Consider the following 14,812-nt stretch of genomic DNA (forward strand, 5'->3'; position numbering starts at 1 on the left):
CTCGCCTCAACGCCGACTCGGCCCCGTGCGTGCACCCTTGAGTTCCCCGACCGAAAACAGCCGTCCCGCGGCGGCGCGGCACGTCCTGGCTCCGGTGATCGAGTTCCTCACCCAGCATGCGCCGTTCGACCGCATGGCGCCCCAGCACCTGGAGTTCCTCGCTAAACGCCTCAAGCTCGGTTTCTATCCCCGCGGCGAGGCGGTGGCCGATCCGGACAGCGGTCCGGCCCGGCGCTTCTACATCATCAAGCAAGGGCGGGTGCGCGGGGAAACGGCGAGCCGCGGTCCCGCCGAGGAAGGCGCCTGGGAGCTCGTGGCCGGGGAGTGTTTCCCGGTGGGGGCGCTGCTCGCGCGTCGGCCGGTCCACACCGTGCACCGCGCGGTCGAGGACACGTTCTGCTACGAGCTCGATCGCGACGACTTCGACCAGCTCCTTGCCGCGAGCCCCGTGTTCCACGACTTCTGCTCGCGCCGCATGGCGAACCTGCTCGACCAGGCGCTGACCGGCATGCAGGGAGCGCTCGCCACGCAGGTCTCGCACGACGCGCCGTTCAGCGCCGCGCTCGGCACGCTGCTGCGCCGTACGCCCGTCACCTGCCGGCCCGACATCCCGCTGCGCGCGGCCCTGGAGACCATGAGCGCCGAGCGCGTGGGCTCGATCGTGGTCGTCGACGAGGCGCGGCGCCCGCTCGGCATCTTCACGCTGCACGACCTGCTGTCGCGCATCTGCGCGCGCGGCGTCGACATCGACACGCCGATCGCGCAGGTCATGACGCCCGACCCCGAATCGCTCCCGCCGAGCGCGCCGGCCTTCGAGGCCGCCGTGCTCATGGCGCGGCGCGGCTTCTCGCACGTGTGCGTGGTGGACCACGGCCGGCTCGTCGGCGTGGTATCCGAGCGCGACCTGTTCTCGCTGCAGCGCGTGGGGCTCGTGAACCTCACGCGCGCGATCGTGCGCGCGCCCGACATCGCCGCCCTCGCGCGCCACGGCCAGGACGTCCACCAGCTCATCGACCAGATGCTCGCGCAGGGCGTCGCGGTGGAGCAGCTCACGCAGATCATCACGATGCTGAACGACCACCTGGCGCGGCGCGTGATCCAGCTCGAGCTGGACCGGGAAGGCCGCGAGGTCATCCCGTTCACGTGGCTGGCGTTCGGAAGCGAGGGACGGCGGGAGCAGACGCTCAAGACCGATCAGGACAACGGCATCCTGTTCCGGGTTCCGGAGGGAAGCACCGCCGACGCGGCGCGGGCCAGGCTCCTGCCGCTCGCCCGGCGGATCAACGAGGGGCTCGCCGCCATCGGCTTTCCGCTGTGCAAGGGCAACATCATGGCGAGCAACCCGGCCTGCTGCCTGAGCGCGGAGGAATGGCGCGCCCGCTTCGCCGACTGGATCGACCAGGGCGGGCCGGAGGAGCTCCTGAAGAGCAGCATCTTTTTCGACCTGCGCGCGCTTCACGGCGACCGCGGCCCGGTCGAGGAGCTGCGGTCCTTCCTGCTCGCGCGGGTGAGCGAGAACCGGCGCTTCCAGCGCCAGCTCGCCGAGAACGCCCTGCGCAACACGCCGCCGCTCGGGCTCGTGCGCGACTTCGTCACGGTGAGCAGCGGCGAGCATCGCAACGCCATCGATCTGAAGCTCAAGGGCACGCTGCCGATGGTCGACGGCACGCGCCTCATGGCGCTCGCGCACGGCGTGGGCGAGACGAACACGCCGGCGCGTCTGCGCGCCCTGGCCGATGCCGCCGTGGTGACCTCGGACGAAGCCGCGGCCTGGAACGACGCGTTCGCCTTCGTGACGCTGCTGCGCATGCGCCGGCATCGCCAGCAGGCGAGCCGGGGACTGCCGCTCGACAACTACGTGGACCCGGACACGCTGAACGGGCTGGACCGGCGCATCCTGAAAGAGGCGTTCCGGCAGGCGCGCAAGCTGCAGACGCGGATCGCGCTGGACTACCAGCTGTGAGCGCACGGTGTACCGCCAGCGTGCCGGTGATCCCGGGGCGGGCGGGGGATCAGGAGAGGCCGGCGCGTCGCGCCGCGCAGGGGCCTGCGGCGCGCCGCAGGCGGGGTGTCCGTGTCACCGGCCGGCAGAGGAGGGGCATGGCAGACGAGAGATAAGGGGTCGCCGGGACCGTTGCGGCGCGTCCCGGCCGAGGTAAAACGCAATCAGGCACTAGGAGGAAACGATGGAACTAACCGAGCGACACCGTGAATACTGGCAGAAGAACCTGCGCATCACGGCCATCCTCATGGCAATCTGGTTCGTCGTGACGTACGTGGTGGGCTATTTCGCCACCGCGATCAACCAGATCACCATCTTCGGGTGGCCCCTCGCCTTCTACATGGGTGCGCAGGGTGCGCTGGTCATTTATGTCCTGATCATTTTCTACTACGCCCGCTACATGAACCGGCTCGACCAGGAGTACGACGTGGCGGAGAGGGGTGAGTGATGGCCGCACAGACACAGGCGCAGTTCACCCAGGCTCTCAAGAAGTACTACTCGATCTACACGGGCGGCTTCATCGCCTTCATCATCATACTCGCGATCGCCGAACAGCTCGGTTTGTCGAACCGCGCGATCGGCCTCACGTTCCTGTTCGCGACGGTCGGCCTGTACGCGCTGATCGGCATCGTGTCGCGCACGGCGGACGTCGCCGAGTACTACGTGGCGGGACGGCGCGTGCCGGCCGTGTTCAACGGCATGGCGACCGGCGCGGACTGGATGTCGGCGGCCTCGTTCATCGCGATGGCGGGCGGCCTCTATGTCGGCGGCTACAGCGGCCTCGCCTTCGTGATGGGCTGGACGGGCGGCTACGTGCTGGTGGCGCTGTTCCTCGCGCCCTATCTGCGGAAGTTCGGGCAGTTCACCATTCCCGACTTCCTCGGCGCGCGCTACGGCGGCAACATCGTGCGCTCGGTGGGGGTCTTCGCCGCGATCCTGTGCTCCTTTACTTACGTCGTGGCGCAGGTGACGGGCGTGGGCATCATCACCTCGCGGTTCACCGGCATCCCGTTCGGCATCGGCGTCTTCGTCGGTCTGGCGGGCATCCTCGTGTGCAGCTTCCTCGGCGGCATGCGGGCGGTGACGTGGACGCAGGTGGCGCAGTACATCATCCTGATCATCGCCTACATGATCCCGGTGGTGTGGCTGTCGGTCGTGATCACCGGTTTCCCGATCCCGCAGCTGTCGTACGGCTACGCGCTCCAGGGCGTGACCCAGCGCGAGGCGCAGCTGAGTCAGGATCCCAAGGAGACCGAGGTCCGCGGCATCTTCAAGGAACGCGCGGCCGCGGCCGATGCCAGGCTGAAGGCGCTGGAGACGGAGGGCGAGGCCTATCTCGCCAAGGAGCGTGCCGCGGTTGAGAAGAAGGTGGCCGATCTGAAGGCCAGCGGCGCACCGGAGGCGCAGGTCGCGGCCGCCGAGAAGGCGCTCGCCGACTTCCCGAAGGACGTCGCGGCGGCCAGGGCGGCCTGGACCAAGGACAAGACGACCAACACCGCGAGATCGGCGCCGATAAAGCCGCATGCGGCGACCTTTGCCGGCGCCGACGAGAAGGCGCGCAACACGTCGCGTCTGAACTTCCTGGCGCTGATCTTCTGCCTGATGGTGGGCACGGCGGCCCTGCCGCACATCCTCATGCGCTACTACACGACGCCGAGCGTGCGGGAGGCGCGCAACTCCGTCGGATGGTCGCTGTTCTTCATCTTCCTGCTCTACTTCACCGCGCCAGCGCTCGCGGTGCTCGTGAAGTACGAGGTGTACCACAACCTGGTCGGGACGGCGTTCTCCGAGATCCCTGCCTGGATCGCACGCTGGCGTGAGGTGGATCCGTCGCTGGTGTCGATCCTGGACATCAACATGGACGGCCTCGTGCAGCTCGCGGAGATCTCGTTCCATCCGGACATGATCGTGCTCGCCACGCCGGAGATCGCGGGCCTGCCGTACGTGATCTCGGGCCTGGTGGCGGCCGGCGGCCTCGCCGCGGCGCTCTCGACCGCGGACGGCCTCCTGCTCACGATCGCGAACGCGCTGTCCCACGACGTGTACTACAAGATGCTGAACCCGAGCGCGACCTCGAAGACACGACTCACGGTGGCGAAGTCGCTGCTGGTGGTGGTGGCCTTGGCCGCGGCCTGGGTGGCGTCGCAGCGTCCGGCGGACATCCTGTTCCTGGTGAGCGCCGCGTTCTCGCTCGCCGCCGCCGGGTTCTTCCCCGCGCTCACGCTCGGCATCTTCTGGAAACGGGCGACGAAGTGGGGAGCCATCCTCGGCATGCTCGCCGGCGTCGGCATCACCTTCTACTACATGGTGCTCACGCAGCCCTGGCTGCACAGGATGTTCGGGGTGGATTCGCCGATCGCCGAGAACAAGTGGTTCGGCATCGAGCCGATCTCGGCCGGCGTCTTCGGCGTGCCGCTCGGGTTCCTGGTGATCATCGTCGTGAGCCTGCTCACGCCGGCCCCGAGCCGGCAGGTGCAGGAGTTCATCGAGCACGTGCGTTACCCGCGTCTCGCGGGCGACATCGACACGCGCGCGACCTAGTTCCCGGAGGTAAGCAGGAGGCTTGCGCGAGCAAGCCTCCTGTTTTTTCGGCTCACGCGGGTTTTGAAAATTCGGAGTGTTGAATTCTTAATGTTGAATTGAGGGGCGCGGCGCGCTCTTTCATTCAGCGTTCGCCATCAAGCATTCCACATTGCCTTGAATACATGCTGACGGTCATCGTGCTCGCCAAGGCCCTGGTCGAGGTCGCGGGGCTCGCGCTCATCGGCCAGGGCGTGGTGTACGTGCTCGCCGGCGCGGGGCGGGAACAGAACGTGTTCTACCGGGTGCTCAAGATCATCGCCTCGCCGGCCGTGAAGATCACCCGCTGGATCACGCCGAAGTTCATCGGCGACGGGCAGATTCCGTTTCTCGCGTTCGTCCTCGTCGCCGGGCTCTGGATCGGGCTGACCATCGAGAAGGTGGCCCAGTGCGCGGAACAGCCGCAGCATCCGGCGTGCGGAGGGCTGGCGCAGCCGCCGACCGGTCAGCCGGGCGGCTAGGCCTGCAGGTCGGCGATGAGGTAGGCGAGATCCGAGCGACCGGTGTCGAGGATCAGGCGGCGGGCCGTGTGGCGGTCGAAACGGTTGAGGTGTTGCACGATTTCCCTGACCTTGAGGTCCTGATGCAACGTGTGATACGCCATTCCCAGCAGGTACCAGGCGCGCCCATTCATGGGCTGCAGGCGCGTCGCCTCCTCGAGCGCGCGGGCGGCCTCGTCGTGGCGGCCGAGCGTGGCCAGGCCGAGCCCCAGGCCGTACCAGGCGCTGTCGAGCTTGGGGTCGAACCGAACGGCCTGCTGGAACGCCTCGACGGCGCGCGGCGGCTGGCTGGTGTGATCGTAGAGGAAGCCGAGGTTGAACCAGGCCTGCGCGTTCCTGGGCCGCAGGCGCAGGGTCTCCTGAAAGTAGCGTTCGGCCTCCGTGTATTGCCGGCGCTGGAAGAGCAGATAGGCGAGCAGGTGCGCGGCCTGCGCGAAATCGGGGTCGTACTGGAGCGTCGCGCGATATTCGGTCATCGCGCGATCCGGCCGCTTGGTGAACTGGTAAAACCGGCCGCGCAGGTAGTGACGCCAGGATTCGAGATTGGGCATGCGTGCGTTCCTGTGCCTAGTGTATTCGCCCTCGGGGAAGCTGCGTAGGTTCGCTTGAGCGGTCGGGACGGGCCGGGCAAAATCCCGGGAACCCGCGCTTCCGGGCCTTGCGCCAGAACAAATCCGTCGTCGCCCCAGCCGGGTGGCGCACCCAGCAGTCGGCCACGGCGTTCGCGCCGGGCCGGGAGACACCAGGAGGACCAGCCGATGTCCGAAAAAGTCTACGATGTTCCCAGCGATTTTGCGCGACGCGCCTATATCGACGAGGCGAAGTACCGCGAGATGTACGCGCGCTCGATCAAGGACCCGGACGGGTTCTGGGCCGAACAGGCGAAGGAACTGCTGACGTGGTCCAGGCCCTGGGACCGCGTCTCGAACTGGAGTTACAGCGCGGCCGACCTGCACATTCGATGGTTCGAGGGGGCGAAGCTCAACGTCGCTCACAACTGCGTCGACCGTCATCTCGCCAGGCGCGGCGACCAGGTCGCCATCCTCTGGGAAGGCGACGATCCGGGGACGGACCGCAAGATCACCTACCGCGAGCTCCATGCCGAGGTGTGCCGCTTCGCGAACGTCCTGAAGGGCCGGGGCGTGAAGAAGGGCGACCGGGTGTGCATCTACATGCCGATGATCCCCGAGGTGGCGTTCGCCATGCTCGCCTGTGCGCGCATCGGCGCGATCCACTCGGTCGTGTTCGGCGGCTTCTCGCCGGAGTCGCTCAAGGATCGCATCCTCGACTCCGACTGCCGCGTCGTCGTGACGGCCGACGAAGGCTTGCGCGGGAGCAAGAAGGTGCCGCTGAAGGCCAATACCGATGAGGCGCTGACCAAGTGCCCGAACGTGCACAGCGTGATCGTCGTGCGGCGTACCGGCGGAAAGATCGCGTGGAAGGAGGGGCGCGACCACTGGTACCACGATCTGGCCGCCAAGGTGCCGGCAGAATGCCCGATCGAGGAAATGGACGCGGAAGATCCCCTGTTCATCCTTTATACGTCGGGTTCCACCGGCAAGCCCAAGGGCGTTCTGCACACGACCGGCGGCTACCTGCTGTTCTGCGCGATCACCCACAAGTACGTCTTCGACTACCACGACGGCGACATCTACTGGTGCACCGCGGACGTGGGCTGGGTGACCGGCCATTCCTACATCCTTTACGGCCCGCTCGCGAACGGCGCGACCACGCTCATGTACGAGGGCGTCCCGAACTATCCGTCGTGGTCCCGGTTCTGGGAGGTGATCGACAAGCACAAGGTCAACATCTTCTACACCGCGCCGACCGCGATCCGCGCCCTCATGCGCGAGGGCGACGCGCCGGTCAAGAAGACCTCGCGCAAGAGCGTGAAGCTCCTCGGCACCGTGGGCGAGCCGATCAATCCCGAGGCGTGGGAGTGGTACCACCGCGTCGTCGGCGACGACCGGGTGCCGATCGTCGACACCTGGTGGCAGACCGAGACCGGCGGCATCCTCATCACGCCGCTCCCCGGGGCGACCCGGCTCAAGCCCGGTTCCGCGACGCGGCCCTTCTTCGGCATCGAGCCCGTGATCGTCGACAACGAGGGAAAGCGGCTCGAGGGCGAGGCGACCGGCAACCTCTGCATCGCACGTCCCTGGCCCGGTCAGATGCGCACGGTCTACGGCGACCACCAGCGCTTCGTCGACACCTACTTCAAGACCTACCCCGGCCACTACTTCACGGGCGACGGCGCGCGCCGCGACCAGGACGGGTACTACTGGATCACCGGGCGCGTGGACGACGTGCTCAACGTCTCGGGCCACCGCCTCGGCACCGCCGAAATCGAGAGCGCGCTCGTGCTGCACGACGCCGTCGCGGAAGCGGCCGTCGTCGGCTTCCCGCACGACCTCAAGGGCCAGGGCATCTACGCGTACGTGACGCTCATGGCCGGCGTGCAGCCGAGCGAGGACCTGCGCAAGGAGCTGGTGCAGCAGGTGCGCAAGGAGATCGGCCCCATCGCGACGCCCGACGTGATCCAGTGGGCGCCGGGCCTGCCGAAAACGCGTTCCGGAAAGATCATGCGGCGCATCCTGCGCAAGATCGCCGCGAACGAAATCGGCAACCTCGGCGACACCACGACGCTCGCCGACCCGAGCGTCGTCGACGATCTGGTGCGCAACCGCGCGACCCCGCAGTGACGTTGCGCCGGCGCGGGCGGCCCCGCCCGCGCTGGCAACCCTCTCCGCGGCCGACTAGAATCCCGGCAGCTTGTTCCCGCCGGCGAATGACAAGAAAGGACACGGATTGAACGACGCCGCCTCCGGCACCGCCGCCGCCCGCGCGCCGTCCGACGACGCGCTCGTGCGGCTCGACAACGTCGCGTTTTCCCGCGGCGATCGCGTGATCCTGAACGGGCTTTCGCTCTCCGTCGAGCGCGGCTCGGTTACCGCCATCATGGGCGGGAGCGGCAGCGGCAAGACCACGGTGCTCAACCTGATCGGCGGCCGCCTGCGTCCGGACTCCGGCTCCATCCTCGTCGACGGCATCTCGGTCCCCGACCTGCGCACGCGCGAGCTCTTCGCGCTGCGCAAGCGCATGGGCATGCTGTTCCAGACGGGCGCGCTGCTCACCGATCTCGACGTCTTCGAGAATGTCGCGTTCCCGATTCGCGAGCACACCGAGCTCCCGGAGGCGCTCGTGCGGCACGTCGTGCAGCTCAAGCTCGAGCTCGTCGGCCTGCGCGGCGCGCGCCGGCTGATGCCGAACGAGCTCTCGGGCGGCATGGCGCGGCGCGTGGCCCTCGCGCGCGCGATCGCGCTCGATCCGGTCATGGTGATGTACGACGAGCCCTTCACCGGCCTCGATCCCATCTCCATGGGCGTGATCGTGAAGCTCATCCGCGATCTCAACGACGCCTTCGGCATGACTTCGGTCGTGGTCACGCACGACGTCGAGGAGGCGTGCTCGATCGCGGACTACATCTACCTGATCGGCCGCGGCCACGTCATCGCGGAGGGCACGCCCGAGCAGATGCGCAACTCGCCGCTCGAGCCGGTGAAACAGTTCATGCAGGGTCTCACCGACGGACCGGTGGCGTACCACTACCCGGCCAGGGATCTGGTCGACGACCTGCTGGGCGCGGAACGATGAACGCGGTCGCGGCCCTCGGGAGCTGGTCGATCGCGCGCGTCCAGCGCCTCGGGCGAGCCACGCTCTTCCTGTACGAGCTCCTGCTCGGCTCGTGGCGATTGCCCGCGCGTCCGGGGCCGGCCGTGCGCAAGGCGCTCGCCCTCGTGGTGAAGCAGCTCTACGCGGTCGGCGTTCTGACGCTGCTCATCATCCTGGTCTCGAGCCTGTTCGTCGGCATGGTCCTGGGGCTGCAGGGCTACACCACGCTCGTCGACTTCGGCGCCGAGTCCTCGCTCGGGCTCGTCGTGGCGCTGTCGCTCGTGCGCGAGCTCGGCCCGGTCGTGACCGCGCTGCTCTTCGCCGGGCGGGCCGGCTCGGCGCTCACGGCGGAGATCGGGCTCATGAAGGCGACCGAGCAGCTCGCCGCCATGGAGATGATGGCGACCAACCCCATGGTGCGCGTGATCGCGCCGCGCTTCGTCGCCGGCTTCATCTCGCTGCCGCTGCTCGCCGCGCTGTTCAGCGCGGTCGGCATCCTCGGCGGCCATCTCGTCGGCGTGGCGCAGCTCGGCGTCGACGCCGGAACCTACTGGTCGCAGATGCAGAACGGCGTGGATTTCTACGACGACATCGTGAACGGGCTGCTGAAGGGCGTGGTCTTCGCGTTCGTGGTGAGCTGGATCGCGGTCTTCGAGGGATACGACGCCGTGCCCACGTCCGAAGGCGTGGCGGCCGCCACGACGCGCACCGTGGTCAGCTCTTCGCTCGCGGTGCTAGGCTTGGATTTCGTGCTCACCGCACTGATGCTCAACGGAGATCTGTGATGTTCAACAAGAGGGCCATCGAGCTCGCCGTCGGCGTTTTCGTCGCGCTGGGACTGGGGGCGGTCGCGCTGCTCGCCTTCCGGGTCAGCAACCTGACAACGACCGAGGTGGCGAACCCCTACCAGGTCGAGGCGCGGTTCGACAACATCGGGGGGCTCAAGACCCGCGCGCCGGTGACCATGGCGGGCGTGCGCATCGGGCGGGTACGCCACATCGGCTTCGACAACGAGCGCTACCAGGCGGTCGTGACGATGGACATCGATGGCCGCTACGAACGCATCCCGATCGACACGAGCGCGTCCATCCTGACCTCGGGGTTGCTCGGCGAGCAGTACGTCGGAATGGAACCGGGCGGAGCCGAGGAATATCTAAGAAACGGAGACAACATCCAGCTGACCCAGTCGGCGATGGTGCTCGAGAGGCTGATCGGCCAGTTCCTCTACGGCAAGGCCTCCGAGTCGAACGGCGGCGGTACCGACGCCGCCCCCGCACCGCCGCAATGATCGGAGGGAGGACCATGCGCAAGCTGCTTGCCGGCCTTTTCGTCGTCCTCTGGAGCGCGGCCGGCCCTGCGGCCGCGCAGGAGCAGACGCCCGACCAGCTCGTCAGGACGCAGACGGACCGCATCCTCGAGCTCATCCGTGCCAATCGCGACGAGTACAAGCGCGACACCAGGAAGCTGTACGCGATGGTCGACAAGGAGGTGCTTCCTTACTTCGACTTTCGCGCGATGTCGCGCTCCGTGCTCGGCCGCAACTGGAACAACGCGAGCGAGGAGCAGCGCGAGCGCTTCGTGAAGGAGTTCCGCGACCTGCTGGTGCGCACCTACGCGACGGCGCTCCTCAAGTACAACAACGAGGAAATCCGCTACCTGCCGTTTCGCCATAACCCCGGCGACCGGACCGCCGTGGTCCGCACCGAGGTCGTCCAGTCGGGCGGCGGACCGAACATCCCCATCAACTACAGCTTCTTCCGCTCGAAGGACGGGTGGAAGGTCTACGACGTCGCCATCGAGAACTCGAGCCTCGTCATTACCTACCGCGGCACCTATGCCGACCGGATCCGCAAGCAGGGCCTCGACGGCCTCATCGCGAGCCTCGCCGAGGCGAACCGCCGCGGCGAGGTGGGCGAGACGGCGCCGGCGCCGGGGGCCGGCAAGAAGTGAGTCCTGCGCCGGGGGAAGGGGCCGCACGGGTGAACCGCCGGGACGACGTCGTCGAAGTGTCGGGCGCGCTGACGTTCGACACGGTTCCGCGCGTGCTGGCCGACACCGCCGGCTGGTTCCGGTCCGCCGCGGCGGACATCACGATCGATCTCAAGGAGGTCAGCCGGGCCGACAGCGCCGGGTTGGCGCTGCTGGTCGAGTGGCTCCGCCGCGCGACGGCCGCCGGTCGGACGTTGCGACTGGCGAATGCACCCGAGCAGCTGCGCTCGATCATCCGGGTGAACAACCTGAGCAAGGCGCTCGGCCTCCCCGAGGCCGATGGCTGATCGGTGGCGGACGCGATCCGCATCGAGGGGCTGCACAAGCATTACCCCTCGGTCCATGCCCTGAAGGGCGTCTCGCTCTCCGTCCGCAGCGGCGAGTTCTTCGGTCTCCTCGGCCCGAACGGCGCGGGCAAGTCCACCCTGATCAGCATCGTGGCCGGCCTCACCCGGTTCGACCAGGGCCGGGTCGCGGTCCTCGGGCGGGACGTGGTCGGCGACTACCGCGATGCCCGTCGGCTCCTCGGCGTGGTCCCCCAGGAGGTCGTGTTCGACCCGTTCTTCACGGTGCGCGAGGTGCTGCGCATCCAGTCGGGGTACTTCGGGCTCAGGCGCAACGAGGCCTGGATAGACGAGCTGCTCGATGCGCTCATGCTCACCGAGAAGGCGCACGCCAACATGCGCGCGCTTTCCGGCGGCATGAAACGGCGCGTGATGATCGCTCAGGCGCTGGTCCACAAGCCCGAGGTCGTGATCCTCGACGAGCCGACCGCGGGCGTCGACGTCGAGCTGCGCAAGTCGCTGTGGGCTTTCGTGCGGCGGCTGCACGCCTCGGGCCACACCATCATCCTTACCACGCACTACCTCGAGGAAGCGGAAGCGCTCTGCGAGCGCATCGCGATCATCGACCGCGGCGAGCTGGTGGCGCTGGACACCACCCAGGCGCTGATGGCGCGCGGGATCGGGCGGACGCTGCGGCTCTGTCTCACGACCGCGCAGCCGCTCGCGGAACCGCCGCCCGGCCTCGCGCCGAAGGTGCGGCGCCTCGACGGGAACCGGATGGAGCTCGAGCTCACCAAGGACACGGACTCGATCATCCGCGTGCTCGATGCCCTGCGGGCGCAGGGTATCGAGGTGACGGATCTCGCCATGGAGGAGGCCGACCTCGAGGACGTGTTCGTCGAGCTCACTCGGCGGCAGCGGCCATGAACCTCGTCGGGCTGTATACGCTTTTCTACAAGGAGGTGCTGCGCTTCATCAAGGTGCTCCTGCAGACGCTGCTCGCGCCGGTGCTGACCGCGCTGCTTTACCTCGTCGTGTTCGGCCAGGTGCTGGAGGGGCGTCTCCAGGTCTTTCCGGGCGTCGGTTACACCGCGTTTCTGATACCGGGCCTCATGATGATGTCGACGCTGCAGAACGCCTTCGCCAACAGCTCCTCGAGCCTGATCCAGTCCAAGGTCACGGGAAATCTCGTCTTCATCCTGCTCGCGCCGCTCTCGCACCTGGAGCTGTTCGCCGCCTTCGTCGCCGCGGCGGTGGTGCGGGGCCTGCTGGTCGCCCTCGCGATCTACCTCGTGGCGTTGCCGTTCGTCGAGGTGCCGGTGCACAACATCGCGGCCGTGCTCGCGTTCGGCGTGCTCGGGGCGGCGGTGCCAGGCGTGCTCGGCGTCATCGCGGGGATGTGGGCGGAGAAGTTCGACCAGCTCGCCGGTTTTCAGAACTTCGTGATCCTGCCGCTCTCGTTCCTGTCCGGGGTCTTCTACTCGGTGCACAGCCTGCCCGGGTTCTGGCGGGACCTCTCGCACTTCAATCCGTTCTTCTACATGATCGACGGCTTTCGCTACGGGTTTTTCGGGGACTCCGACGTCGACCCGATCCTGAGCCTGGCGGTCGTCCTCTTGTTTCTCGTCGGGCTCTCGATGCTTACGCTGGTCCTGCTCAGGCGGGGATACAAACTGCGCGATTGAGGCGTCTCCCCGGGCGGATACCGCACGGCGATTGGGGCTTTGCCGCCCTTGCAATGGCGCGTAATGACCCGATAATTAGCGCCTGCCTATGACCCAGCCGAACGACATAAAGAGGATGATCGAGCAGGGCATGCCCGGCGCCCGCGTCGAGGTGATCGGCGACGGCCATCATTTCGAGGCGCTGATCGTGTCGCCGGACTTCGCCGGCAAGACCATGATCCAGCAGCACCGGATGGTCTACGCCACGCTCGGCGACAAGATGCGCGAGGAGATCCATGCGCTCTCGCTGCGGACTCTCACACCGGAAGAGTACGCGGCGACGGGCGGAGCCTAACGTTTGAGCTTTCGAGGTGCAGCCGTGGACGTAAAGGAAAAGATCAAGCAGCAGATCGGCTCGGACCGGATCGTGCTGTACATGAAGGGCAATCCCCAGCAGCCGTTGTGCGGTTTCTCGGCCCGGGCCGTGCAGCTCCTCAACGCCTGCGGGGTGAAGTTCTCGACGTTCGACGTCCTCGCCGACGCCGAGGTCCGCCAGGGCGTCAAGGAGTACTCGAACTGGCCGACCTTCCCGCAGCTCTACGTGAACGGCGAGCTGGTCGGCGGCTGCGACATCATGACGGAGCTCTACCAGAAGGGCGAGCTCCAGAAGATGGTCGGCAAGGCCCAGAGCTAAACTCCGTACCGCGTCGTCCGTACGAGGCTGCCCCTACGGGCAGCCTTGTTTTTTGGGTGCCCGGGACGCCATCATTGGCGTCCCATTCCGGCGGACGGCCTCCCCCACCATGGACCGACTGATCGTCACCGGCGGCGTCCCCCTCAGGGGGGAGGTGCGCATCTCCGGCGCCAAGAACGCGGCGCTGCCCCTGCTCGTCGCCTCGCTGCTCACGGACGAGACGCTGCGCATCGGCAACGTCCCGCACCTGCAGGACATCACCACGACGATGGAGCTGCTCGGCCGCATCGGCGTGCGCCTGACCGTGGACGAGAAGATGGTTGTCGAGGCCGACGCCAGCCACGTGACCTCGCTCTGTGCGCCGTACGAGCTGGTGAAAACCATGCGCGCCTCGATTCTCGTGCTCGGCCCGCTGCTCGCGCGCTTCGGAGAAGCCGAAGTGTCGATGCCCGGCGGCTGCGCCATCGGCTCGCGCCCGGTGAACCTGCACATCAAGGGTTTGCAGGCGATGGGTGCGGAGATCCTGCTCGAGGGCGGCTACGTGCGGGCAAGAGCGAAGCAGCTGCGGGGCGCCCGGGTGTTCATGGACCAGGTCTCGGTCACCGGGACGGAAAATATAATGATGGCGGCGACGCTCGCCCGCGGCACGACCGTGATCGAGAACGCCGCCCGGGAACCGGAGGTCGCGGATCTCGCGAAGTGCCTGGTCACGATGGGCGCCCGGATTGCAGGCGCGGGCACCGACGTGATCACCGTGGAGGGCGTCGAGCGCCTGCACGGCGGCGTACACGATGTCATTCCCGATCGCATCGAGACGGGCACCTACCTCGTCGCCGGCGCCATGACGCGGGGCGACGTGCGGGTGCGCCAGACCGACCCCGGGCTGCTGCTCGCCGTGCTGGAGAAACTGCGCGAGGCGGGCGCCGAGATCGAGGTCGGGACCGATTTCCTGCACCTGCGCATGAACGGGCGGCGGCCGCGCGCCGTCTCCGTCCGCACCGCCCCGTACCCGGCGTTCCCGACGGACATGCAGGCGCAGTTCGTCGCCATGAACGCCGTCGCGGAAGGCGCCGGCACCGTGACGGAGACGGTCTTCGAGAACCGGTTCATGCACGTGCAGGAGCTGCAGCGCATGGGCGCCGACATCGAGATGAAGGGCAACACCGCGTTCGTGCGCGGCGTCGAGCGGCTGAAGGGCGCGCCGGTGATGGCGACCGATCTGCGCGCCTCCGCGAGCCTCGCGCTGGCGGGCCTCGTGGCCGAGGGCGAGACCGTGGTGGACCGCATCTACCACATCGACCGGGGTTACGAGTGCATCGAGGAGAAGCTGTCCCAGCTCGGCGCGCGTATCCGGCGCGTGCCCGGGCCCCGCACCGCCTCCGTGGAGCACCGGGTCGCGCCTCCGCTGGCCAAGCAGTCCGCCTGAC

At 67.8% G+C, this 14,812-nt stretch carries 16 protein-coding genes; 15 read left to right on the top strand and 1 reads right to left on the bottom strand.

The window, feature by feature from the left end; genetic code table 11:
- The first annotated feature begins 37 nt into the window (after window positions 1-37).
- The 4 genes from SVA_RS03150 (at window position 38) to SVA_RS03165 (ending at window position 5,043) form a co-directional block, all read left to right on the top strand.
- Entirely contained in the window at window positions 38-1,963 is a 1,926-nt protein-coding gene (locus tag SVA_RS03150; protein ID WP_197703345.1) for a putative nucleotidyltransferase substrate binding domain-containing protein, read from the top strand.
- 223 nt (window positions 1,964-2,186) lie between these two features.
- Window positions 2,187-2,450, top strand: coding sequence for a DUF4212 domain-containing protein (locus SVA_RS03155; protein WP_096458701.1), 264 nt, complete (start codon window positions 2,187-2,189; stop codon window positions 2,448-2,450).
- Window positions 2,450-4,543, top strand: coding sequence for a VC_2705 family sodium/solute symporter (locus SVA_RS03160; RefSeq protein ID WP_096458704.1), 2,094 nt, complete (start codon window positions 2,450-2,452; stop codon window positions 4,541-4,543). Before SVA_RS03155 ends, SVA_RS03160 begins: the two co-directional genes overlap by 1 nt.
- A 164-nt stretch (window positions 4,544-4,707) precedes the next feature.
- A complete protein-coding gene (locus tag SVA_RS03165) occupies window positions 4,708-5,043 on the top strand; it encodes a hypothetical protein (RefSeq protein WP_179948808.1) in 336 nt (111 codons plus the stop codon).
- On the opposite strand, the gene SVA_RS03170 is transcribed toward SVA_RS03165, so the two are convergent.
- A complete protein-coding gene (locus tag SVA_RS03170) occupies window positions 5,040-5,633 on the bottom strand; it encodes a tetratricopeptide repeat protein (protein WP_096458707.1) in 594 nt (197 codons plus the stop codon). The two genes, SVA_RS03165 and SVA_RS03170, sit on opposite strands and share 4 nt — an antisense overlap.
- Before the next feature lie 207 nt (window positions 5,634-5,840).
- Between SVA_RS03170 and acs the strand changes: the two genes are divergently transcribed.
- The 11 genes from acs (at window position 5,841) to murA (ending at window position 14,811) form a co-directional block, all read left to right on the top strand.
- Window positions 5,841-7,784, top strand: a complete 1,944-nt coding sequence (gene acs / locus SVA_RS03175; RefSeq protein WP_096458710.1) for an acetate--CoA ligase — start codon at window positions 5,841-5,843, stop codon at window positions 7,782-7,784.
- Window positions 7,785-7,890: 106 nt separating this feature from the next.
- Entirely contained in the window at window positions 7,891-8,736 is an 846-nt protein-coding gene (locus SVA_RS03180; RefSeq protein WP_096458713.1) for an ABC transporter ATP-binding protein, read from the top strand.
- Window positions 8,733-9,539 carry a lipid asymmetry maintenance ABC transporter permease subunit MlaE gene (mlaE, locus tag SVA_RS03185; protein WP_096458716.1) on the top strand — a complete coding sequence of 269 codons (807 nt, stop codon included), beginning with the start codon at window positions 8,733-8,735 and terminating at the stop codon, window positions 9,537-9,539. Before SVA_RS03180 ends, mlaE begins: the two co-directional genes overlap by 4 nt.
- Window positions 9,539-10,042 (top strand): outer membrane lipid asymmetry maintenance protein MlaD, encoded by a 504-nt coding sequence (mlaD, locus tag SVA_RS03190; protein ID WP_096458719.1) that lies wholly within the window; start codon window positions 9,539-9,541, stop codon window positions 10,040-10,042. The genes mlaE and mlaD overlap by 1 nt, the downstream gene beginning before the upstream one ends.
- 14 nt (window positions 10,043-10,056) lie before the next feature.
- Window positions 10,057-10,704, top strand: a complete 648-nt coding sequence (locus tag SVA_RS03195) for an MlaC/ttg2D family ABC transporter substrate-binding protein (protein WP_169923947.1) — start codon at window positions 10,057-10,059, stop codon at window positions 10,702-10,704.
- Between the two features lie 29 nt (window positions 10,705-10,733).
- Window positions 10,734-11,030 (top strand): STAS domain-containing protein, encoded by a 297-nt coding sequence (locus tag SVA_RS19665; RefSeq protein ID WP_169923948.1) that lies wholly within the window; start codon window positions 10,734-10,736, stop codon window positions 11,028-11,030.
- 3 nt (window positions 11,031-11,033) lie between these two features.
- Entirely contained in the window at window positions 11,034-11,954 is a 921-nt protein-coding gene (locus tag SVA_RS03205) for an ABC transporter ATP-binding protein (RefSeq protein WP_096458728.1), read from the top strand.
- The gene (locus tag SVA_RS03210; RefSeq protein ID WP_096458730.1) at window positions 11,951-12,712 is read left to right on the top strand and encodes an ABC transporter permease; all 762 of its coding nucleotides are present in this window, start codon (window positions 11,951-11,953) and stop codon (window positions 12,710-12,712) included. Before SVA_RS03205 ends, SVA_RS03210 begins: the two co-directional genes overlap by 4 nt.
- A gap of 115 nt (window positions 12,713-12,827) precedes the next feature.
- Window positions 12,828-13,046 carry a BolA family protein gene (locus SVA_RS03215; RefSeq protein ID WP_231971829.1) on the top strand — a complete coding sequence of 73 codons (219 nt, stop codon included), beginning with the start codon at window positions 12,828-12,830 and terminating at the stop codon, window positions 13,044-13,046.
- A 24-nt stretch (window positions 13,047-13,070) separates the two neighbouring features.
- The gene (gene grxD, locus SVA_RS03220) at window positions 13,071-13,385 is read left to right on the top strand and encodes a Grx4 family monothiol glutaredoxin (RefSeq protein WP_096458736.1); all 315 of its coding nucleotides are present in this window, start codon (window positions 13,071-13,073) and stop codon (window positions 13,383-13,385) included.
- A gap of 109 nt (window positions 13,386-13,494) precedes the next feature.
- Window positions 13,495-14,811 carry a UDP-N-acetylglucosamine 1-carboxyvinyltransferase gene (gene murA / locus SVA_RS03225; RefSeq protein WP_096458739.1) on the top strand — a complete coding sequence of 439 codons (1,317 nt, stop codon included), beginning with the start codon at window positions 13,495-13,497 and terminating at the stop codon, window positions 14,809-14,811.
- The last annotated feature ends 1 nt before the right edge of the window (window position 14,812 follow it).

It is taken from the genome of Sulfurifustis variabilis (genome assembly GCF_002355415.1).
GTDB lineage: Bacteria > Pseudomonadota > Gammaproteobacteria > Acidiferrobacterales > Sulfurifustaceae > Sulfurifustis > Sulfurifustis variabilis.

Excerpts from the sequence above, each read along its gene's own strand:
- mlaD (WP_096458719.1), top strand. The coding sequence starts at position 9,539 with ATGTTCAACAAGAGGGCCATCGAGCTCGCCGTCGGCGTTTTCGTCGCG.
- SVA_RS03210 (WP_096458730.1), top strand. The coding sequence starts at position 11,951 with ATGAACCTCGTCGGGCTGTATACGCTTTTCTACAAGGAGGTGCTGCGC.
- acs (WP_096458710.1), top strand. The coding sequence starts at position 5,841 with ATGTCCGAAAAAGTCTACGATGTTCCCAGCGATTTTGCGCGACGCGCC.
- SVA_RS03170 (WP_096458707.1), bottom strand. The coding sequence starts at position 5,633 with ATGCCCAATCTCGAATCCTGGCGTCACTACCTGCGCGGCCGGTTTTAC.
- SVA_RS03195 (WP_169923947.1), top strand. The coding sequence starts at position 10,057 with ATGCGCAAGCTGCTTGCCGGCCTTTTCGTCGTCCTCTGGAGCGCGGCC.
- SVA_RS03155 (WP_096458701.1), top strand. The coding sequence starts at position 2,187 with ATGGAACTAACCGAGCGACACCGTGAATACTGGCAGAAGAACCTGCGC.
- SVA_RS03215 (WP_231971829.1), top strand. The coding sequence starts at position 12,828 with ATGATCGAGCAGGGCATGCCCGGCGCCCGCGTCGAGGTGATCGGCGAC.
- SVA_RS03165 (WP_179948808.1), top strand. The coding sequence starts at position 4,708 with ATGCTGACGGTCATCGTGCTCGCCAAGGCCCTGGTCGAGGTCGCGGGG.
- mlaE (WP_096458716.1), top strand. The coding sequence starts at position 8,733 with ATGAACGCGGTCGCGGCCCTCGGGAGCTGGTCGATCGCGCGCGTCCAG.
- SVA_RS03160 (WP_096458704.1), top strand. The coding sequence starts at position 2,450 with ATGGCCGCACAGACACAGGCGCAGTTCACCCAGGCTCTCAAGAAGTAC.
- murA (WP_096458739.1), top strand. The coding sequence starts at position 13,495 with ATGGACCGACTGATCGTCACCGGCGGCGTCCCCCTCAGGGGGGAGGTG.